Origin of the sequence: Eggerthella sp. BIOML-A1, assembly GCF_009875595.1 — a bacterium.
Lineage (GTDB): Bacteria > Actinomycetota > Coriobacteriia > Coriobacteriales > Eggerthellaceae > Eggerthella > Eggerthella lenta.
The window spans coordinates 72249-93391 of sequence record NZ_WWRZ01000007.1 but is presented as its reverse complement, the minus strand read 5'-3'; the positions used below and the strand labels follow the sequence as shown (position 1 = coordinate 93391).

General features: G+C 59.9%; 20 protein-coding genes. 8 read left to right on the top strand and 12 right to left on the bottom strand.

Annotated elements, in window-relative coordinates; translation table 11 throughout:
• The first annotated feature begins 45 nt into the window (after positions 1–45).
• Positions 46–1761 (top strand): DNA repair protein RecN, encoded by a 1716-nt coding sequence (gene recN / locus GT590_RS10500; protein ID WP_009306619.1) that lies wholly within the window; start codon positions 46–48, stop codon positions 1759–1761.
• Positions 1762–2121: 360 nt separating this feature from the next.
• Here the strand turns inward: recN and GT590_RS10495 are convergent, their stop codons facing one another.
• On the bottom strand, positions 2122–4074 hold the full coding sequence (locus GT590_RS10495; protein WP_161171078.1) for a hypothetical protein: 1953 nt from the start codon (positions 4072–4074) through the stop codon (positions 2122–2124).
• 148 nt (positions 4075–4222) lie between these two features.
• Positions 4223–6196: an MDR family MFS transporter gene (locus GT590_RS10490; RefSeq protein WP_114519733.1), complete on the bottom strand. Its 1974-nt coding sequence runs from the start codon at positions 6194–6196 to the stop codon at positions 4223–4225.
• A gap of 213 nt (positions 6197–6409) precedes the next feature.
• Between GT590_RS10490 and GT590_RS10485 the strand changes: the two genes are divergently transcribed.
• The 5 genes from GT590_RS10485 (at position 6410) to GT590_RS10465 (ending at position 10806) form a co-directional block, all read left to right on the top strand.
• A complete protein-coding gene (locus GT590_RS10485) occupies positions 6410–7057 on the top strand; it encodes a TetR/AcrR family transcriptional regulator (protein WP_015761215.1) in 648 nt (215 codons plus the stop codon).
• A gap of 589 nt (positions 7058–7646) precedes the next feature.
• Positions 7647–8273 (top strand): tryptophan transporter, encoded by a 627-nt coding sequence (locus GT590_RS10480; protein ID WP_009306615.1) that lies wholly within the window; start codon positions 7647–7649, stop codon positions 8271–8273.
• A gap of 81 nt (positions 8274–8354) precedes the next feature.
• Positions 8355–9194 (top strand): energy-coupling factor ABC transporter ATP-binding protein, encoded by an 840-nt coding sequence (locus GT590_RS10475; RefSeq protein WP_114519732.1) that lies wholly within the window; start codon positions 8355–8357, stop codon positions 9192–9194.
• Positions 9191–10039, top strand: coding sequence for an energy-coupling factor ABC transporter ATP-binding protein (locus GT590_RS10470; protein ID WP_114519731.1), 849 nt, complete (start codon positions 9191–9193; stop codon positions 10037–10039). The genes GT590_RS10475 and GT590_RS10470 overlap by 4 nt, the downstream gene beginning before the upstream one ends.
• A complete protein-coding gene (locus GT590_RS10465; RefSeq protein ID WP_021409674.1) occupies positions 10036–10806 on the top strand; it encodes an energy-coupling factor transporter transmembrane protein EcfT in 771 nt (256 codons plus the stop codon). Before GT590_RS10470 ends, GT590_RS10465 begins: the two co-directional genes overlap by 4 nt.
• Before the next feature lie 19 nt (positions 10807–10825).
• On the opposite strand, the gene GT590_RS10460 is transcribed toward GT590_RS10465, so the two are convergent.
• Complete coding sequence (locus tag GT590_RS10460; protein WP_035577784.1) at positions 10826–11104, bottom strand: hypothetical protein; 279 nt, start codon at positions 11102–11104, stop codon at positions 10826–10828.
• Complete coding sequence (locus GT590_RS10455; RefSeq protein ID WP_161171077.1) at positions 11097–11747, bottom strand: SdpI family protein; 651 nt, start codon at positions 11745–11747, stop codon at positions 11097–11099. The genes GT590_RS10460 and GT590_RS10455 overlap by 8 nt, the downstream gene beginning before the upstream one ends.
• Positions 11748–12187: 440 nt before the next feature.
• Here GT590_RS10455 and GT590_RS10450 point away from each other — a divergent pair, with 440 nt between their 5' ends.
• A complete protein-coding gene (locus GT590_RS10450) occupies positions 12188–13021 on the top strand; it encodes a deoxyribonuclease IV (RefSeq protein WP_009306610.1) in 834 nt (277 codons plus the stop codon).
• 20 nt (positions 13022–13041) lie between these two features.
• Here GT590_RS10450 and GT590_RS10445 read toward each other — a convergent pair whose 3' ends face one another.
• Positions 13042–13908 carry a C39 family peptidase gene (locus GT590_RS10445; RefSeq protein ID WP_009306609.1) on the bottom strand — a complete coding sequence of 289 codons (867 nt, stop codon included), beginning with the start codon at positions 13906–13908 and terminating at the stop codon, positions 13042–13044.
• A 336-nt stretch (positions 13909–14244) separates the two neighbouring features.
• Between GT590_RS10445 and GT590_RS10440 the strand changes: the two genes are divergently transcribed.
• Positions 14245–15429: an FprA family A-type flavoprotein gene (locus GT590_RS10440; protein ID WP_009306608.1), complete on the top strand. Its 1185-nt coding sequence runs from the start codon at positions 14245–14247 to the stop codon at positions 15427–15429.
• 83 nt (positions 15430–15512) lie between these two features.
• Here the strand turns inward: GT590_RS10440 and GT590_RS10435 are convergent, their stop codons facing one another.
• From GT590_RS10435 to GT590_RS10405, 7 genes are all read right to left on the bottom strand, one after another.
• Positions 15513–15833: a type II toxin-antitoxin system RelE/ParE family toxin gene (locus GT590_RS10435; RefSeq protein WP_009306607.1), complete on the bottom strand. Its 321-nt coding sequence runs from the start codon at positions 15831–15833 to the stop codon at positions 15513–15515.
• The gene (locus GT590_RS10430) at positions 15820–16128 is read right to left on the bottom strand and encodes a type II toxin-antitoxin system Phd/YefM family antitoxin (protein ID WP_009306606.1); all 309 of its coding nucleotides are present in this window, start codon (positions 16126–16128) and stop codon (positions 15820–15822) included. Before GT590_RS10430 ends, GT590_RS10435 begins: the two co-directional genes overlap by 14 nt.
• Before the next feature lie 467 nt (positions 16129–16595).
• On the bottom strand, positions 16596–16976 hold the full coding sequence (gene panD, locus GT590_RS10425; RefSeq protein WP_004847071.1) for an aspartate 1-decarboxylase: 381 nt from the start codon (positions 16974–16976) through the stop codon (positions 16596–16598).
• A 13-nt stretch (positions 16977–16989) separates the two neighbouring features.
• Positions 16990–17835 carry a pantoate--beta-alanine ligase gene (gene panC, locus GT590_RS10420; RefSeq protein WP_004847070.1) on the bottom strand — a complete coding sequence of 282 codons (846 nt, stop codon included), beginning with the start codon at positions 17833–17835 and terminating at the stop codon, positions 16990–16992.
• Between the two features lie 11 nt (positions 17836–17846).
• Positions 17847–18674, bottom strand: coding sequence for a 3-methyl-2-oxobutanoate hydroxymethyltransferase (gene panB / locus GT590_RS10415; RefSeq protein WP_004847068.1), 828 nt, complete (start codon positions 18672–18674; stop codon positions 17847–17849).
• Positions 18649–19542 carry a Rossmann-like and DUF2520 domain-containing protein gene (locus tag GT590_RS10410; RefSeq protein ID WP_009306604.1) on the bottom strand — a complete coding sequence of 298 codons (894 nt, stop codon included), beginning with the start codon at positions 19540–19542 and terminating at the stop codon, positions 18649–18651. The genes panB and GT590_RS10410 overlap by 26 nt, the downstream gene beginning before the upstream one ends.
• A gap of 179 nt (positions 19543–19721) precedes the next feature.
• Complete coding sequence (locus GT590_RS10405) at positions 19722–21131, bottom strand: aldehyde dehydrogenase (protein ID WP_009306602.1); 1410 nt, start codon at positions 21129–21131, stop codon at positions 19722–19724.
• Between the last annotated feature and the right edge of the window lie 12 nt (positions 21132–21143).

Below are 21143 nucleotides of genomic sequence, written 5' to 3'. Positions count from 1 at the left end.
TATACTTGATGGCTCTGGAACGAACGAGGCTGTAAGAGGTGCGCGATGATCGACGAGATCCAAGTTGAGAACCTGGCGCTGATCCGCGAGGCGACGCTGGTGCCGGCGCGCGGGCTGACCGTGCTCACGGGCGAGACGGGCGCGGGCAAGACGGCGCTGCTCTCGGCGTTGAAGCTGCTCATGGGTGCGCGCGCCGACAAAGACGCCGTCCGCGACGGCGAGGAAGCCCTCTCCGTGTCGGGGAGGTTCTACGGCGCCGTCTTTTCCGGCTTTGCGTCTTCCGACGATCTTGCGGGCCGGTCTTCCGCTGACGCGGTTGAAAGCGGGGAGGCGGACGACGGCGTTCCCGTCGAGCTGGTCGCCATGCGCCGCGTAACCTCGGACGGGCGTTCGCGCGTGTCCATCGACGGCCGCATGGCCAGCGTCGGCGAGCTGGCTCGCGCCATTGCTCCCACCATCGACTTGTGCGGTCAGCACGAGCACCAGCAGCTCATGAAAACGTCCCAACATGTTCGTATGCTCGATGCCTGGGCGGGCGACGCGGTGGTACAGGCGCGCACCGCCTACGAGGAGGCGTTCGCGACGGCGAACGCGGCGGCGGCCGAGCTGACGCGCGTGCGCGAGGCGGGCGAGGCGTCCTCGGCCAAGCTCGACGAGGCGCGCTTCGTGCTGCAGCGCATCGACGCGGTGGATCCGCGCGAGGGCGAGTACGACGAGCTGCTGGACGACCTCGCCCGCGTGGAGCATGCTGAGGCATTGGCTGTCGCTGCGAACGGGGCGCATGAGGCGCTTGCGGGCGAGCAGGGGGCCATCGACGCGCTGGGCAGCGCGGTGGCGGCGCTCGACGGTGCGGCGCGTTACGATGCCAAGCTGGGCGAGTTCGCCGACGCGTTGCGCGAGGCGGGCTACGTGTTGGAGGACATGGCGCGCGAGACGCGCGACTACCGCGAGGGCGTGGAGTTCGACCCCGAGACGCTGGCGCAGCAGCAAGAGCGCATGGCTTCGCTGCAAGGGCTCCTGCGCACGTACGGTCCGCGCATGGAAGACGTGCTGGCGCGTCGCGCCGAAGCGGCCGACCTCGTATCGCTCGTGGACGATGCCGCCGAGCGCGAACGCGCGGCGCAGCGGGAGCTCGACCTGGCCGAAGAGGCGCTCGCGCAGGCGGCGTCCGCGCTGGCCGACGCGCGCGCCGAGGCCGCCCCGCGGTTCGCCGAAGCCGTGACGGCGCAGATGGATCGCCTGGAAATGGGCGGGGCGCAGCTGGTGTGCGACCTCGCACCGCTCGAGCGCGTTCAGTGGACGAAGGCGGGCCCGCAGGCCGTGGAGTTCCTGTTCCGACCTGGCGCCGGCATGCAGGCGCGTCCGCTCGCGCGCATCGCATCGGGCGGCGAGGTCAGCCGCGTCATGCTGGCCGTGAAGGTGGTGCTGGGCGAGGTCGACGACGTGGACACGCTTGTGTTCGACGAGGTGGATGCGGGCGTGGGAGGTTCGACCGCCGTGGCGCTGGCCGACGTGCTGGCCGATTTGGCGCGCACGCACCAGGTGATCGTCGTCACGCACCTCGCGCAGGTGGCCGTCCGAGGCCAGGCGCACTACGTGGTGCGCAAGGCTGCGGGGGACGAGGGGGCCATGCCCGAAACCGACCTGCGGCAGCTGCCCGAAAGCGAGCGTCCCGCCGAAATCGCGCGCATGCTGTCGGGCGATGCTACCGAGACATCGCTTGCGCACGCGCGCGAGATGCTGGCCCGAGCGGCCGGATAGCCCAAGCGGGCGACTCGTTTTTCTTGCGTTCCGCGCCGTTCGCTGTTAGCGGCGATCCCCGTTGCGTTGTCTGCCGATGGCGGTTGTGCAGGAGATTTCCCCTGCGGTGCACAAAAAGATGCGACGTTTGACGCACGGGGCTGAGAAAAGGCGCGACAAAACGAAAGCGCGCTCCCTTGTTGGGAAGCGCGCTTCCTTGACCTGCTGTTTTCTTCGGCTGCTCGAATTGCTGCTGCAAGCTGCGACCGCGAAATATCAAACGTCGCGTCTTTTTGTGCAAAAAAGGACGCGTTTCGTGCAAGGACCCGCCGTGCTGGCGCTCGACGTGCCCTGTCCGTTGCCGGTGCCCTCTCTCGTTGGCTACGAGCGGTTGCTCCGCTTTTTCCGCGTGATCTGCATGGCGATCGCGCAGGTCAGCGTTACGCCGCCGGCGAGAAGCGCGATGCCCAGCGCAATTTGCGGCAGGGGCGCATCGCCCGTCGCGGCGAGTGCGGCGGCGTTCGCCGGTGCCTGCTTGGAGTCGGTCGTGCTTGGCAAGGGCTTGGGCGCATCGGGCTTCGACTCCGGCTTCGGTGCTGGAGTCTCGGGTTCCGGAGCGGGCGCCGGCGTGTCCGGCGTTGGGGGAACCGGGGGCGTGGGAGCCGCCGCGCCCTGCGCCGCGAGGAGCAACGGCCCGGTGACGACGCTCTTCTTGATCGCGATCGCGCCGGTGGCCGGGTCGTACGTGTAATCGGTGCCCGCGGCCAGTGCGAGCGTTTGCCCGTCGGCCGCCCCGCAGCGCACGTCGATCGCGTCGGGCAGCAGGTAGCCTTCGTTCGCGCTCAGCTGGTAGAGGTTCGCATCTGCGCCGTCCTTCTCGAACGCGGCGGTCAACGCGGCGGACGGTTCCGCCGGGAAGCCTGCAGCCGTGTTCTTCGGCATTGCGCTGGGTACCGCGGCAATGGACAGCCCGGTCAGGTTCGCGCGCAGCGGATACGCGCACGAGGTCACGGTGCCGCCCTGGTCGCTGATGACGTTCTCGAAGATACCGCCTTCGATGACGCCTCGGTTGGTCACGTCGCTAAGGAACGTGCCGCCTGCGATGGTTCCGTGGTTCGTCACGCTGCCGTTGAACGTGCCGCCCGTCAGGACGGCGTTGTTGTAGTCGGGGTCGGGATCGCCGTTGGTTACGGTGCCGTCGAACGTGCCGCCGGATATGGTGCCGCCGCCGGTGGTGGTGTCTTCGTCGTTGCTTGTCACGGAGCTGGTGGAGGAGAACGCGCCGCCCGCGATGACGCCCCTGCTGAGAATCTTGCCGCTGAACGTACCGCCTTCGATGGTTCCGAAGTTGTCTATTTCATCCGAGTTGAACGTGCCGCCTTTGATGGTGCAGGATCGGTTCTCGTCGGGATCGAACCTCATGTATCCGTTCTGCACGTATGCGTTGAATACGCCCTGACCTTCGATGGCTCCGCCGTTGTCCACTCCGATGTTGAACTCGCCGCCGCGTATCGTGCCGTCGTTGGTCACGTTGTTGTTTTCGCCGCCGTCGTTGAACGTGCCGCTCGAAATCACGGCGCCGTCGTAGTTGTTCACGTAGCCGTTGAACGTGCCTCCCGCGATGGCGCCGGCGCCGGCGTTGTTGGATGCGTTTTGCACGGTTCCGTGGAACACGCCGTCCTCGATGGTTCCCTGATTCTGCATGCGGCCGTTGAACGTGCCTCCGCAGATGGAGCCGCCGAGGTTGGAGCTGTTGCCGCTGTTCACCTCTCCGTTGAACGTTCCGCCGTTGATGGCGAAGCCTTTGAATATGTTCACGGACTCGTTGAACGTGCCGTCCTCGATCGCGCCGCTTCTCATCCCCATGACCATGCAGTCGAACGTGCCGCCCGTGATGGTGCCGGAGGAGGTGCTCACGTACGATTTTGTGGGATCGTTCGGGTCGCTGTTGAAGGTTCCACCTGCGATGATGCCCGCGTTTCCGATGCTTGCGGTGAACGCGCCGCCCCTGATCACGCCGCCCGCTTCGTTGCGCACGGCGAAACCGGACGTCTGCGACGCATCGACGAACGTGCCGTCCTCGATGACGCCCTTGTTCCGAAGGAGGTTCTCGCTCGAGACGTTGAGCGCGTGGCCCGTGAACGTGAACGCGTGCCCCGCGCCAAGCGTGAGCTTGCCGTCGGCGTACGTCCAGCCTTCTCCCGACGTGCCGATCGGCGCGCCGTCGGCGCCGATTTCGATGGTGACGGGAACAGCGCTCGCGAATGCGACGTTTGGGTCGAACAGGCAGGCGAATGCGAGGGCGGTAGCAAGAGCGATCAGGCGTTTTCTCATGGGAGTTCCCTTCGGGCAGGTTAACGCTCAGATGCTAGCATGCAAGGGGAGTCTGTAGGCGACCGCTGCGAAAGCGGTGGGATGCGCTGCGAAAAAAGACGGCAGCCAAGCGGCTGCCGTCTCAGGGGAGCGAAAAGGGAAGGGCGCGTTAGATGGACGATGCCATCGCTTCGTCGTCGGGGAGCGCGGCGGCTTCCTCGGAGCGCTCCAGTTTCGACGCCGCTTCGGCGTCGCGCTCGGCCAGGTACTGCTGCATGGAGTAGTGCGTGATGTCGGAGCGGTTGATCACGCCCACCACCTGGCCCTCGTCCAGCACGGGCACCTTCTTCAAGTGGTTCTCGCCCAACACGCGACACACTTCGGGAAGGTCGGCATGCACGTCCACGCCGATGATGCCCTTCGCGCCGATGCTCTTCGCCGGCATGCCCATGAGCTCGTCGAGCTTGCGGGCGAAGTCCTGGTTGCCGCCGTCGGCGTCCACGGTCTGCATGATCATGACCACGGGGTCCATCAGCATCTGCGATCGCTTCGACAGGTAGCGCATGATATCGCCGTCGGATACGAAGCCCACGGCCTTGCCCTGTTCGTCTACCAGCGGGGCGGCGCTGATGTGCCGGTCCACCAGCACCTGCATGGCTTCGGCCATGGTGGCGTTGGCGGGCAGCGTGTACACGTCGCGCTTCATGATGGACTCCAGCACCGTGCGGCGGGAGTTGTCCCGATCCTTCTCGGCGGCCTCGCCCGGTTTGTTCTTCACCAGCGCCACGACCATGACGAAGCCGACGAGGCACAGCGCGCCGGCTAGGGCGAACGCCACGTCGATGCCGAAGATGCTGGCTTGCGTGGGAGTCATCGTCCGGGAGCTCATGTTCGTGGCGATAGTGGAGGCCGAAACGATGATGGCGGTGCCCAGCGAGCCCGCCACTTGGCGGAACGTGTTGTTCACCGAAGTGCCGTGGTTCACCAGCTCGTTGTCGAGCGCGTTCATGCCCCAGGTGGTGATGGGCATGTTCACCAGCGACAGCGAGAACAGGCGCACGGTGTACAGAAGGGTCAAGGTGATGATGCCGGTTTCGGTGCTCAGGAATGCGAAGCAGAACGTAGTCAGCGTGAGCACGCCCATGCCCACGAGCGCCAGCACGCGCGGTCCGTGCTTGTCGAACAGACGGCCGGCGATGGGCCCCATGGCACCCATGATGATGGCGCCGGGCAGCAACACGAGGCCGGACACGGTGGCGGAGTAGCCCATGAGCGACTGCAGGTAGATAGGCACCAAGATGCCTGCAGCCAAAAGCGCGCCTTGCACCAACATGCCAATGATCGTGGCGATGAGGAACTTGCGGTTCTGCAGCACGCGCACCTGCAGCATGGGCTTCTCCATCTTCAGCTGGCGTCGGAAGAAGAACACGAGCGCTACCGCGCCAACGAGCGTGCCGGCGATAGCGTCGGCACGCAGGCCGTAGGAGCCGATGGTGGACAGGCCGTACAATAGGCCGCCGAAACCCAGCGACGACAGGATGACGGAGGGCACGTCGAGCGTGACGTCCTTCTTCGTTTCGCCGCCCTTCTGCAGCACGAACGCGCCGATAAGCACTACGACGGCCGACAGCGCGGTGATGATGTAGAACATATCGTGCCAGGTGTAGCGGTCGATGATGACGCCCGCCACGGTGGGGCCGATGGCGGGGCCGAACGCGATGACGATGCCGAACAGGCCCATGGCCGTACCGCGCTTGTCCACGGGGAACGTCCACATGAGCACCGTCATCACAAGGGGCATGAGGATGCCCGCGCCGGCGGCCTGCACGAGCCGGCCCAGCAGCAGCACGACGAAGCTGGGACCCCAGCCCGCAAGGAAGCTGCCCAACGTGAAGATAACCATGGACACGAGGAAGAGCCGCTTGGTGGTGAAGCGGTCCGTCAAGAAAGCCGTGATGGGGATCATGATGGCGTTCACCAGCGTGAAGCCGGTGGTGAGCCACTGCGCCATGGAGGCGTCGACGCTCATCTCGGTCATGACCGACGGCAGCGCCGGGGCGACGACGGTCTGGTTCAGAACCGTCACGAACGTGCCGAACACCAGCACGGCCAGCATGACGATCTGCTTGCGCGTTAAACCCATATACCTGTTCCTTCCGAATGTGCGCTGCGAACAAAAACGCCTTTGAAGGGGAGCTTGCAGCTAACCCGACTTCAAAGACGCCCGTTGTCATGCGGTTGACGTGATTTACACTCAGTATAAATATTCATTCGGTAGATGAAAAGTGCTCGGCAGTAAAGTTGTGGTACCCTGCACCGAAACGGCACATCGCGGCGATGAAAGGGTGCGCGCAACGTGGAACAGACAAAGCCGTCGGCGGAAGGCCTGCGGTATCGTAAGAAGCTCAAAGCCAGGCTTTCGGTGGAGCGAGCGGCGTTAGAGCTGGTCATCGAACGGGGCTACGACGGCGTGACGGTAGAGGACATCTGCGCCCGTGCCGAGATCTCCAAGAAGACGTTCTTCAACTACTTCCCATCGAAAGCGGCCGCCATCATGGGTCGTCTGGACTCGTTTCCCGACGACGAACAGCTGGTTCGCATCCTCGAAGAGCATAGCGAAGCCTGCTACCTCGACGTGTTGGTCGGCGTAGTGGGAACGGGCGCCGCTTCGGGCGTGGACGAGGGCATTGTGAACCTGCGACGCGAAGCGCTGCGCTCCATGCCTCAGCTGTTCTTTCAAGGTCAGCGCGACATATTGGCTATTCAGCGCTCCATGGCCGACGCTTTGCGCGCGCATTTAGCCGAGTGCCCCGAACGGCGTATGCTGACGGATCGCTCGGTGGAGGAGGAGGCGCTTGTGGCGTCGTCGACCGCTATCGGCCTCGCCCGCACTCGCTCAATGCTGACCGTGTGCGGCGATTTGGAGCCGTCGGCGGCCGAAACGCGCCGCCTTGTCGCCGCGTACCTGTCGGCCGGCGACAAGGCGTGTCAAGGGGACGGGTGATTTGACACGCTTTGATGGTATCAAGGGAATGGTGCCAAAGGGGCGTGTGTCAAGACACCCGTCCCTTTGGCACGCCGGACACGTCCGACGGATGCTGTGAAAAACTTCTTGACAGCTTTTCCTAACACTGTGCTATAGTTTGCGCCACAACTTAATACCTTGAAACCGATGAGGCGAAGGTCAAGCCGTCATGAGCACTCACAGAGAGCGGGCGCAGCTGGGATTCCCGCAGTAAGCTGGATGGTAAATGGATCGCCGAGGGAAAGGGGAAAGGAAGGCGCGGCGCGCAAGCGGCCGGGCTGACCGAGTATCTGGACCGTGAGCCTGCGTTAAGGGCAGAACATGTGTTGGCATGTTCGTGAGAGGGTTCTGCATCGCGGAATCAACTGTGAAGGTGGCACCGCAGGTTTACAAGACCTGTCCTTCGATGAGAAGGACAGGTCTTTTTCATTGCGGGGGCGCACAGCGCCGAGGCCATGAGGTTGATTGCGCGGAGTGATCCTCGTCCGCGAAGTTCGTGCCGGCAAACCAGACGCCCCGGGAGGGGCACGCGACCGGCGGGGACTCCGCCAAGAGAGGATTGAGGAACATGGAACAGCAGATCAAGCGCGAGGTTGCGACGCAAACGGCGACGGCAGGCGAGGCGTCAGCGCCGCGCAAGCGCGAAGTGGCGGCGGCGCCGAGCAGGGCGGGCCTGTCCACGCAGGACCTCATCCTCATCGCCGTGCTGCTGGCCGCGGGCGCGGTGCTCAAGCTGACGGTGGGCTCGCTGCTCTCGTCGATGGGCATGAAGCCGAACTTCATCATCGCGATGTACTGCCTGGCCATCATCCTGACCCGTCCGAAGCTGGGACAGGCCCTGGTCATCGGCCTGCTGGCCGGCCTCATCTGCCAGATCCCCCTGTTGAACGCTACGCCGCTTCTGAACATCCCCTCCGAGGTCCTGGGCGCGCTCGCCTGCGGCTTGCTGATCAAGGTGCCCCTGCGCATCGGCGGCAAGCTCGACCTCAACCCGCTGGTGAACACGTTCGTCTCCACGGTGGTGTCCGGCGGCACCTTCGCCCTGCTGTCCGTCTACATCAACGTGGTGTCCACGGGCGGCGACGTCATGGTGGCCCTGGCCACGTACGCCGCCATCGTCTTCGGCACCGCCACGTTCAACTGCATCCTCGTCCAAGTCCTGGCCATGCCGCTGAAGAAGGTGCTGAAGCGCTAGGGTTTCGCCGTTCTCCGAACGGCGAAACAGCCCGCCTCGCTGACTCACTACGCCAACCTGCGACCCCAGAAAGACTCTTTCATGATCAAGATACGCGACTTCACGTTCCGGTACCGCGAGGGCGACCGCCCGGTGGTCAGCGGCATAAACCTCGACATTCCCGACGGCGCGTTCGTCGGGATCACCGGGGCGGCCGGCTCGGGCAAATCCACGCTGACCTACGCGCTGAACGGCATCATCCCGCATTGCTATCCGGGCGACTTCTACGGCTCCGTCGTCGTCGACGGGCTGGACACCTGCGAAGTCGCGCTCACCGACGTGTCGCGGCTGGTGGGCAGCGTCTGCCAGGACGTCGACAGCCAGTTCGTCACGTCGGTCGTGGAGGACGAGATCCTGTACGGCCTGGAGAACTTCGGCGTGCCCCGCGACCAGATCGAGGATCGCGTGGCGCAGGCGCTGGCCGACATGGGCATCTCCGAGGTGCGCGACCGCGTGATCTCGTCGCTGTCGGGCGGGCAGAAGCAGAAGGTGGCCATCGCATCCGTCCTAGCGCTGAACCCGCGGGTGCTCGTGCTGGACGAGCCTACCGCCGAACTCGATCCTCTGAGTTCGCGCACTGTGTTCGACCTCTTGGCGCGCTATGCGCGCGAGCACGGCGCCACCGTCGTGGTGGTGGAGCAGAAGATCGCGCTGTTGTCCCAGTACGCCGATATGCTGGTCATCGTCGACGAGGGGAAGATACGCTTCGCCGACGCCCCCGCGCAGGTGCTGGAACATTCGGACGAGCTGAAAGCCATCGGCGTGAACTGCCCGCGTTCGACCACGCTCATGAACCGCCTGCGCGCTGAAGGCCTGTACGCCGGCGCGCCCGTCCGCAACGTGCGCGAGGCGCGCGAGGCGTTGAAGGAGGTGCTCGCATGATCGAGTTCCGCGACGTGCACGCGTCCTACGACGGGTCGGCTCCCATCCTGAAAGGCGTGAGCTTCACCATCCGCGACGGCGAGTTCGTCGCGTTCGTCGGCACGAACGGGGCGGGGAAGTCCACCACGATGCGCCTGATGAACGGTCTGCTCAAACCCGATGCCGGCCAGGTGCTCATCGATGACGTGCCCACGAGCGACCTGCGCACCAGCGAGCTGGCCCGCCGCGTGGGCTTTTTGTTCCAGAATCCCGACAGCCAGATCTGCTGCAACACGGTGCGCGAGGAGCTGCTGTTCGGCTTCAAAGCGCTGGGGCTGGACGGGCCGGACGCCGACTCGCGCGTCGACGCGATCGTCGAAGAGTTCGCCTTCGACCCCGACGACGACCCGTTCCTGTTGAACCGCGGCGCCCGCCAGCTGTTGGCGTTGGCGTCCATCGTGGTGCTCGCGCCGCCGGTGGTGGTGCTCGACGAGCCGACCACCGGCCTGGACTATTGCGAGTGCGTGAAGGTCATGGACATCATCCGTCGCATCCACGAGCGAGGCACCACGGTGGTCATGGTGTGCCACGATATGGAGGTGGTGGCCGATTACGCGGCGCGTTGCATCGTGATGAGCGGCGGCGAGGTGGTGGACGACGCTCCCACGTTCGACGTGCTGCGCAACCGCGAAACGCTCGAGCGCGCCTCGCTCGTCCCGCCGCAGATCGTGGAGTTGTCGCTTGAGCTGGGCCGCGAGATCCCGCGCCTCGCGGACGGGCCCGTCGGCCGCGCCAACACGGTGGACGAGATGGCCGCGGCCGTCATGGAGGAAGTTCGGATGAGCGAAAGGAGCGTGTGCGCATGAGCTCGTTTCTGGAATACGTGCCCGGCACCAGTCCGCTGCATCGCATGAACCCGGTGGCCAAGCTGGCGGCGGCCGCGGCGTTCGCGCTCGCGTGCTTCTGCTCCAGCAACCTCGCGTTCTTGGCCGTGCTGCTGGCGGCAGGCTTCGCGCTGGCCGCGACGTGCGGCATGGTGAGGCCCGCCATCGGTCTGGCGAAGGCGGTGTTCGCGTTCTCGCTGATCTTGGCAGTAGTGCAGGTGATCACGACGCCCAGCGGCGCGGTGCTGGTAGAGCTGCCGTGGGGCTACGTCGGCACGGGCAGTCTGCTGGCGGCGTTGACCACGGTGGTGCGCCTCGTGGCTGCCGCCATCCCGCTGTTCCTCGTGTTCTACGTCACCAAGATGAACGACATCACGAATGCCGTGGTGAAGGTGCTGCACGTGCCGTACAAGTACGCGTTCACCTTCACGTCCACCATCCATTTCATCCCGATGTTCATGAACGACATGAAGGGCATCATGGAAGCGCAGACGGCGCGCGGCGTGGAGTTCGACGCGGGCGGCATCGTGCGGAAGGTGCGCCTGATGGTGCCGCTGTGCGTGCCGCTTTTGGTGTCGTCGGTGCGCAAGACCAACAGCGCCGCCATCGCCGCGGAGGTGCGCGGCTTCAACCTGCGCACCGCGGCGAGCGGCTACAAGGAGTACCCATTCGTCGCAGCCGACGTGGCCGCGATGGCGGGATCCCTCGCGCTCGTTGCGATCGCCGTGGCCCTGGGGGTGCTGCTGTAACGGCTGCGGAAGCGGTTCGCTAGCCGGCGAACCGCTTCCCGCGAAACGCGTGGAGGTCGCGTGCTAAACGACCGGTGAGCTGATAGTTGTCTTCCCATAGGCGCTTTTCGACGATGAAGGTGCGGTAGGAAATGGGGCAGTGCCGTATAAAGGCGAACATTCGGTTGAAAAGGTATCGCCGGTCTTCGTAGCTCCAGTGATAGTAGTCGTTTGCTTTGTGGATAAGCGGCGATGTGTGTATGGGCCTGAGCGGAAAGCTCTCGAACAAACGGTGGAGATTCGCCAACTGCTCAGTCATCGATGTCCTTGCACACGAAGTACGAGCCGATGATGCTGATGAGCGCCCAGGCTGCGAAAACGACCATGGTGGCGGCGAATGCGAGATCGCCGTCGAAGAGGATGCCGCAGACGATCATGAGGATGCCGGCGGGGATGGACGTGCGCGCGCCGAAGCGCTGGCCTTTCTGCCACGCGGCATCGCTTTTCTGGGTCCACGGCAGGCGAACGCCGAAGGCCGAGTTGCGGGTCGCTTTGGGCATGAGGTAGCCGAGGAACAGCAGCGTGGCGCCGATGACGAAAGCGGCGATCTTCGACATGCCGGCGTCGGGAGCGCCGAGGGAGATATCCGAAACGTCGTGCGACAGGATGTTCAGGGATGCGAACACCGTCACGGCGATGAAGATCGCCTGCATGCCGACGGTCAGCTTCATCATGGTTGCGCGGTTGCCTTCGTCGCCGAACCTCGTAAGCAACATCATGAACAGGCCGAACGCAAGCGCGAGAGCGGGCGCGGTGAAGCTTTCGAACCTGCTGCCGATGCGGTCGATCTCGCCGCCCGTGAAATGGACCGGCACCTGGTCGGGCGTGATCGCCACGAACGCCGCCGTCACGGCGACGTCGATAGCGAACAGAACGCCGACGGCGATGTAGCCCTTCTTCATGATGCGTCCTTTCGGTTCGCTCCCTTTCAGCGGCTCTCTCGCCTTCCAGTATAGATCGTCCGGGGGGGGGGGGGCGTCAACGCGGGGTTTTCGGCGGCTTGCCGCGCGCGTCGGGCGAACCTTGCAGACGACCGACGCTATCGCAGACTGTACGGCCGCTTCGCCGCCGCTCGGTCGGATTGCGCTCGGCTGCACGGTTCTTCAACGGCCTTCCAACAAGTGGGTTCAGCGACGCTCGCCGGTGCCGCGCGGCGACGGCCGGGCGCTACGATGGCGGGAAAGCTCCCTGATCGGAAGGATCTCGCCACATGTTCACCATCGGATGCCACCGGGCTCGCGCGAACGCGTAGAACCTGCGACATTGCACACGAGCCGTTCGGTCCGGCGCTCCTATATGCTACTATGTGCGTCACGATTAAACCATCGGAAAGGATGCGGGCATGTTCACCATCGGCTGCCACCTCTCAAGCGCGAAGGGCTATCTCCACATGGCGAAGGACGCCGTGTCCATCGACGCCAACACGTTCCAGTTCTTCACGCGCAACCCGCGCGGCGGCCGTGCGAAGGCCATCGACCCGAAAGACATCGCGGCCTTTGCCGCCTATGCGCCCGAGCATGGCATCGAGCGCATCCTGGCGCACGCGCCTTACACGCTGAACCCCGCCTCCGACAAGCAGCAGACGCGCGATTTCGCGCTCATGGTGCTGGCCGAGGACCTCGGCCGTATGGAGGAGACGCCGCATCAGCTGTACAACATGCATCCCGGCAGCGCTGTCGGCCAGCCGTGCGAGGTTGCCATCGCCAAGATCGCCGACGCGCTGAACCAGAGCCTGCTGCCGCATCAGACCACCACGTTGCTATTGGAGACGATGGCGGGGAAAGGCAGCGAGATCGGCGGCACGTTCGAGGAGCTGGCGGCCATCATCGCGCAGGTGGAGCTGGAGAGCCACGTGGGCGTGTGCCTGGACACGTGCCACGTGTGGGATGCGGGCTACGACATCGTGGGCGACCTCGACGGCGTGCTGGAGGAGTTCGACCGTGTGATCGGGCTCGACCGTTTGCATGCCATCCACCTCAACGACAGCATGAATGCCCGCGGTTCGCACAAGGACCGCCACGCCCGCATCGGCGAAGGCGAGATCGGCTTCAAAGCCCTGGCCGCCGTGACGAACCATCCGAAGCTGCGCGACCTGCCGTTCTACCTGGAGACCCCCAACCCGGATCTCGCAGGCTACGCCGAAGAGATCGCCGCGCTGCGCAGGGCGCATGAATAGGCGAGCGTTCGCGCGGCCGCTTATTCGATGACCACGGCTTGCGCGCCCAGTTCGTAGTAGCGAACGGCGAACTGCTGGAGATCGTAGCTCACCTGGCCGGCCAGCGAGTCGCTGACCAGCACGAGGCCTTCGTTCAAATCGTAGCCGCTCACCACCACGCAGTGGCTGTTCGCGTATAGACGGTAGGTGCGGCCGTTTTCGCGCGCCGTCCGGTAGGCGGCGCCGGGCGGCTCCAGCCCTATGGTGCACCAGGCGATGACGGGGTTGCCGCCGGCCACTTGATCGAGTACTTGGTCGAGCGACGAGCCGGTTATGTCGGTCGCCTCCAGGGAAGATCCTTGCGCGGCCAGATAGGCGTCGGCGGTTCGGACGATTGCCGGGGCCATGCAGCTGTGGCCGTCGGTCGAATGCGGGTCGCCCATGAACGCCGTCACGAAGTCGTCTTCGCTCAAAGGAAGCCAGTTGTCGGCGATATCCGTTTTTCCCAGGTTGAACCCGAGCGATAGCAGCGCGTTCGTTAGCGCCACCGACTCGCAGCCAGTGGGCAGCTCGGGGTTCTGCGCTAGGGCGGGCACCTCCAGGGAGGCGGAGCGTTGCGGATGCGAGACGTCTTCTTGCAACGAAGCAACGTCCTGCGCCGCGCGCTTCTCTGCGTCTATATCGGCTGCGGCCGGGGGAAACGACAGCATGGAAAACGAAACCGCGCCCGCCAACAACGCTGCCGCGCCGAAAAAGCACAGGCGTGCGGCGGTCCAGCGTCCGCGCCTTCGCCTGAAAATCGGGCGCTCGCGGCTGGCGAGCGGATTTGTCTGACGGGCGAACAGCCGGCGTCGGTAGGCGGCGGTTCGAATGCGCGAGGCGCGTCTGCGGGGCGATTGTGCAGCCATGCTCGCACCTTTCTCTTGGGTCGGCCTGCTTCTAGCTTATCGGCGGATGTTGAAAACAACCTGAAAGAAATTCGTGAGAAAGCCCTTCGCTTCAAACACGTCAGTCGTTGACGAATTGTTTCACGAGTCGCAAAACCTCCTCATGTTACTCAAGGCGTGCATGCCGCATCGCTGCGATCATGGAGCGGCATTCCCGAATCGGAGTGGCTCACCGAGATCCAGGTGCCGGTGGAGAAGAGGTAGCTCTCGGCAATTGCTTTCCATGTGATAACATTTCAGCCGAGAGACGAGAGCCCCTCCCCGTCGGGGGAGGGGCGGCGAACGATAGGAGCGGCCATGCTGCATGCGGTGAAGGTGAAGCCCGACGTGTACTGGGTGGGCGGCATCGATTGGAACGAGCGTAACTTCCACGGATACACGACGGATCGCGGTTCCACGTACAACGCCTACCTTATCATGGACGAGCAGGTGACCCTTATCGATACCTGCAAACCGGCTTTCGCCGGCGAACTTATCGAGCGTATCAGCGAGGTGGTCGATCCGGCCTGTATCGAGCACGTCATCGTCAACCACGTAGAGCAAGATCACTCCGGCGCGGTTCCTGCCATTTCCTACCTCGCTCCGCGTGCGAAAATTTACGCCAGCGGTCCTCACGGTGTGAACGGTTTGACCGCCCATTACGGCGACCGCGGCTACGTGCCGGTCAAGACGGGCGATACCCTGCGCATCGGCAAGCGAACGCTTTCCTTCACTCAGACCATGATGGTGCACTGGCCCGACAATATGGCCACGTATTCCGAATACGACCGCATCCTGTTCTCCAACGACGCGTTCGGCCAGCATTTCGCGTCGTCGAAGCACTTCGACGACGAGGTGGGCCTGCCCGAGGTGCTGGCGCAGGCGAAGAAATACTACGCCAACATCGTCATGCCGTACTCGCGCCATGTTCAAAAGGCGCTCAAGTCGTTCGAAGGGTGCGAGGTCGACATGATCGCTCCCAGCCACGGCGTCATCTGGCGCAGCCATGTGGCCGAGATCCTGGGGGAGTACGGGCGGTGGAGTTCGCTCGCCCCCGATGACAGCGCTATCGTCGTGTACGATTCCATGTGGCACACCACCGAGGACATGGCGCTCGAAATCGTGGAGGCGTTCATCGAGTGCGGCGTGCCCACCCGGCTGTTCGACCTCAAGGCGAACCATATCTCGGACATCATGACCGATCTTTTATCGGCGAAGTTCGTAGCCGTAGGGTCGCCAACGCTGAACAACGGCATGATGCCCACGGTTGCCGCGTTTTTGTGCTACCTCAAGGGCCTCTCGCCGAAAGCAGGCTGGGAGGGGCGCGTGGGCATCCCGTTCGGTTCCTACGGTTGGGGGACCAACGGTCCCGACGAGGTTGCTGCGGCGTTGGAGGCGTGCGGCTTCGACTTGCCTCTGGGCACGCTGAGCCACCAGTGGATCGAGGACGAGGATCACCTGGCTCGGTTGCAGGAGACCATCAAGCAGGGCGTGGCAGGCTAAGGGCGCCGTTTCTGAAGGTGTCGCGTTCTTTGCATTCGCGCTTGCGCCCGTCGCAGCGCGAGCGGCGCGTGCTTCGGATGCGATCAGTCGTCCAGCAGCTCGAACCCGTAGCAGTCGGTGTCTTGCATCGTGTGGAACACGCGACGCACGGTAAGCGTATGGGCATCGTAGGTGTAATAGATCCAGTAGCGCTTCACGAGTACGCGGCGATACCCCTGATGATCGAGATCTTCGTCGAAGAACGGTTGGCCGAGTTCGGGAAGCTCGGCGGCTCTCTCGATTGCGGCGAAGATGGCATCGGCGGTATTTCGAGCGGCTTGCGGCGACTTCAATGTAAGTGCGATGTATACGAGGATGCCATCGAGATCGACGCTGGCCCGCGGCCTGAACTCAATCGTGCGCACCGAGATGCTCCGCTGCTTCGATGAGCTGATCCACGCGCGCCTTCACTTCGTCGTACGAGACGGCGGCGGGTCGATACTTCTCTTCTATCTCGGCTTCGCGCAGCTTGCGCACGGCGCGCTCGTGATGCAGATGCTCGTCATAAGCGTCGCTATCGATGACGATGAGCGAGGCGGTGCCGTTTTTCGTCATGATGATGGGCTCGCGCGACTCGCGAGCGAGGTTCTCGATATCGTTCAAACGAGTGCGCAGATCGCTGATGGGCCTGATCTGGGGCAAAGCGGCTTGCATAACCATACGTGCCTCCTAGCAAAATTTGTTATATATTTATAACAAATTTTATATCTAATTTTTGATTATCCGTATAAACACTATACTTTCAAATATTTTGAAGTATAGAAAAGCACTCATTTTACCACGAATTTACCATAATTAAACGAGCCTTGATATGACTATAAATAACACTAAAAAGACCTCACACCTAAACGGTGTCTTTTTTAAAAGCAGTCAATCATAAGACCAACTGCTTTGTAAATATAGATATTAAATTGTTAAGCTGAGATTTTACTTAGATTTATCTTTCACTGGTTTGCTATTTTCATCATTTTCTCCTTCAAGCCATGCCATTATGCCAAAGTTACAAAATGGATAAATTATTACTTCTTTATAAACTTCTTGCTCACAACGAGGGCAGATGACATATTCTTCACCTTTTACATTTTTTAATTACCGAAATGCCCTTTTTTATTTGCAAATTACATGTCTTATAGCTTACCATGTTTTTCGTATCTTGCGACTCTTGATATTTTGTTATCCTCATCTACAAATACTACTTTAGGTGGATTTTTCTTTACCTCTTCTGGAGTCATCTGTGCATAGCACATTATGATTATCTTATCACCTGTCTGAACACATCTTGCAGCAGCTCCATTGAGACATATCATTCCGCTGCCTCTTTCTCCTGCAATTGTGTATGTCTCAAATCTGTTCCCATTATTTATATCTACGATACTTACCTTTTCATACTCCAAAATTCCGGCACTGTCAAGTAAGTCTTCGTCTACAGTGATGCTTCCTACATAATCAAGTTCTGCTTGAACTACTGTAGCTCTGTGTATCTTCCCCTTTAACATTTCAAATGTCATATTTAACCCCCGTTTAACCTTCGTAAATAAAGTTGTCAATCAATCTGGTTTTGCCGATATAAACTGCCATGGCAACTAGTACTGGTGCTGTCATCTCCTTGACCGGTTTAACTGAAACAGCGTCTACAGCCTGAACATAATCTATTTTCGCCATAGGCTCAGTTTCAATAAGCTTAATCATTTCTGATACAATTTTATCTGTATCTTTTTCTCCTGCTTTTGCCATATCTTCTCCGAGCTTAACTGCTTTGCTTAAAATTAGTGCCGCCTTTCTCTCATCTTTGCTTAGATATGTATTTCTTGAACTCTTTGCAAGACCATCCTCTTCTCTAACTATAGGGCAGCCCACAATTTCGATATCAAAGTTCAAATCTCTAACCATTCTTTTTATAATCGCAAGCTGCTGTGCATCCTTTTGACCAAAGTAAGCTCTGTCGGGATTTACAATATTAAAAAGTTTAGATACTACTGTGCCTACACCCCTGAAATGTATTGGTCGTGATTTTCCACAAAGTTCCTCTGAAAGACTTTCTATGTTTACATATGTTGAAAAATCGTCAAAATACATATTTTCCGGCTCAGGATTAAATATTAAATTAGCACCTGCCTCCTCACATAGCATAGTATCCCTTTCCAAATCCCTCGGATAGCTTTCCAAATCTTCCCCTACTCCAAATTGAGTCGGATTTACAAAATCACTGACAACAACTCTATCGTTTTCTGAAACAGCCCTTGTAATTAAACTCTTATGTCCTTCGTGCAAAAATCCCATAGTAGGAACAAGACCTACTGTAAGACCTTCTTTCTTCCATTCTTTGACTATAACTCTCACTTCATCTACGGTTTTTACTATTTTCATCGTTCTATCTCCTAATATAACTTGTTAATTACATCTTCTGAAATTTTAAATGTGTGTTCAGGTGCTGGAAAGCTTCCCTGTTTAGTTTCTTCTATATATGCAGCAAAGGCTTCTTTCATTACATCTCCTACCTTTGCGAATTGTTTTACGAATTTAGGTGTAAAGTCAGAGACCATTCCAAGCATGTCCTGATAAACGAGAATCTGTCCATCGCAGCCAGATCCTGCACCTATTCCTATTGTAGGAATATTAATGCTTTCAGAAATAATTTCCGCTAATTTTGCAGGTACGCATTCCAAAACAATCGCAAATGCTCCTGCTTCTTCAACAGCTTTTGCCTCTTCAATGAGTTTCTTTGCTCCCTCTTCACTTTTTCCCTGAACTTTAAAGCCTCCAAAAACGTTCACTGACTGAGGTGTAAGTCCAATATGTGCCATAACAGGAATTGAAGCAGCTGTAATAGCTTTAATCTGTGGACAAACAGAGGCTCCACCTTCTAGCTTTACTGCTTGACATCTTCCTTCTTTCATAAGTCTTCCTGCGTTATACATGGCCTCTTCAACTGAAACTTGATATGACATAAACGGCATATCTCCAACTACTAAGGCATCTTTGGCACCTCTTGTAACTGCTCTTGTATGGTGAATCATATCTTCCATTGTTACCGGCAAAGTATTTTCGTATCCGAGCATAACCATGCCAAGAGAATCTCCAACGAGAATACCGTTAATACCTGACTGGTCCATCAATTTAGCTGTCGAATAGTCATAGGCTGTCAGCATTGTAATCTTATCGCCCTTAACCTTCTGTTCTTTAAAAGTGGATACTGTGTTTTTCATTTTTAATTACCTCCGTCATCTTCAAATAGTCACTGTCTAAATGTTTTTCCTGTGCAATACTGAGAAGCTTTTCTGAAAGCAAAAGATATATCATCTCATATCCCACCTTTTCCTCAGACTCGTTTATCCATGCTGCCTTAATAGCTTCAATGTGTTTTGTGATAGTCGACAAATCATTTCGCTCAACAGGACCTGTGAGGGCAGCCGCAACCCCTTTTTCTGCCAATGTGTCGGCATTTCCAGTAAACAAAGGCACTAAGGCTTTCTTTGCATCTTTTTTATCAAAGCCGCATTTTACAAGCATTTCAGCCCCCACTTGAAAAAGTCCGTTTACGAGATTGCTTACAACTACTGCACCGCAGTGGTAAAGAGATTTATTTTCCGCTCCCATTGCGATTACCTTATTTCCTGCTCGCTCAAAGATACTCTTAATCTCATCTAGATTCTCTGCCGAACCCTCCACAGTAAAATAAGCCTTATTCAAGTGTTTCCATGATTCGCACTTATCACTTATTGCATATAGGGGATGTACCGAATAGATATTTGCACCGAGGTTTTCACCATCAAAAAAAACGGTTGATGAAATCGAACCGCTGCAATGACAAATATTTTTATTTTTAATATCCAGATTCTTCATATAATCCCATACTTTGCTTATCTGTCCATCAGGCACAGTAATAAACAGGGTATCACTGTCACTTAAGATATTCTCTATACTCTTATATAGTTTTGTGTTAGTAAAATCTGCTGCTGATTTAGCTGATTCCGGTGATTTGCTGAAGTAACCCGTAATCTCTACGCCGTTTTCCTTCAGGTATTTTCCAAGGGAAAATCCTACTTTCCCCGCTCCGATAAATCCTGCTCTCATATCGATCACTCCTTTCTGGGAAGTGACAATCATGAAAATCTGCATGGATGAGGTCTCGTTCAAACTGATATAATCCTCATGGTTTACTTAAAATTTTATACCCTTGTGCAAGAAGGAGCGTACGGAAATCGCAACCGGCTACGCCGTGCGTCGCGCATAGCCGGTTGCGTGGGGCGCGTTTAGCGCATCAACATGCGCAGCAGCTTGATCTTGTCGCCGAACGGGGGGTTGCGGATGGGCATCTCGATCCAGGTGCCCTTCTTCAGCGTCGACTTGTAGTGCGTGAAGCAGTCGAAGCCCACCTTGCCGTGGTAGGCGCCCATGCCGGAGTTGCCCACGCCGCCGAAGCCCATGTGGTTGTTCGCCAGGTGGATGACCACGTCGTTGACGGTGGCGCCTCCGAACGGCAGCTCGCGGATCACACGCTGCTGCACGGCTTTGTCGTCGCTGAACACGTACGTGGCCAGGGGTTTCTCGAACGTGCGCACGATGGCGAACGCCTCGTCCAGCGTCTTGTACGTGATGACCGGCAGCACCGGTCCGAATATCTCCTCGTTCATGACGGGGTCGTCCAGCGTCACGCCGCGCAGGCACGTGGGCTCGATGCGCAGCGTGCCTGCGTCGCCGCGCCCGCCGAACGCCACCGTGGCATCCGGGTTGCGATGTTCGATCAGCCCCATCACGCGTTCGAAGTGGCGTTGGCTGATCATGTGCGGCCATTCGTCGCACGCGAGGATGTCCTCGCCGTAATACTGGTGGAAGCACGCGTCCAGCTGCCGCACGAAGTCGTCCGCCACGCGCTCGTGCACGAGAAAGTAGTCGGGCGCGACGCACGTCTGCCCGCAGTTGATGCCCTTGCCCCAGGCCACGCGCTGCGCTGCGCGCTTCACGTTCGCCGTTTCGTCCACGATGCAGGGACTCTTGCCGCCCAGCTCCAGCACCACGGGCGTGAGGTGCTTCGCCGCCGCCTCCATGATGGCATGGCCCACGTTCGGGCTGCCGGTGAAGAATATCTGGTCCCAGCGCACCTCCAGCAGCCAGTCGTTCATCGCGCCGGAGCCGGGGAAGCCGCAGACGAACTCGGGCGGGAACACGTTTGACAGGATATCGAGCAAGAGCTCGCTCGTGTGCTTCGACGTGCGCGAGGGCTTGAGCGCCACGCAGTTGCCGGCCGCGATGGCGTCCACCATGGGCACGAGCGCCAGCTGCACGGGGTAGTTCCAGGGGCTCAGCACCAGCACCACGCCCAAGGGGCTGGGGTGCACCTTCGACGTGGAATGGAAGTGCACGATGGGGGTGGGCACGCGGCGCGGCTTCGACCAGCTGTTCAGGTGCTTGAGGCAGGTGTTGATCTCGTCGTAGACGAGGCCCAGCTCGGTGGCGTAGCCTTCGAAAGGGGCTTTGCCGAGGTCGGCGGTCAGCGCGGACAGGATGCGCTCTTCATTCGCCTTGAGGTACGCCTTCAGTTTCGCGAGCGCCTGGCGGCGGTAGTCGACGTCCAGCGTGGCGCCGGTCAGGAAGAAGTCGCGCATCTTCTGCGCGGCGGCCTCGACGTCGGCGATGCTCTCGTAGGAGGGGGTGGCGGTCATGCGGGCTCCTTC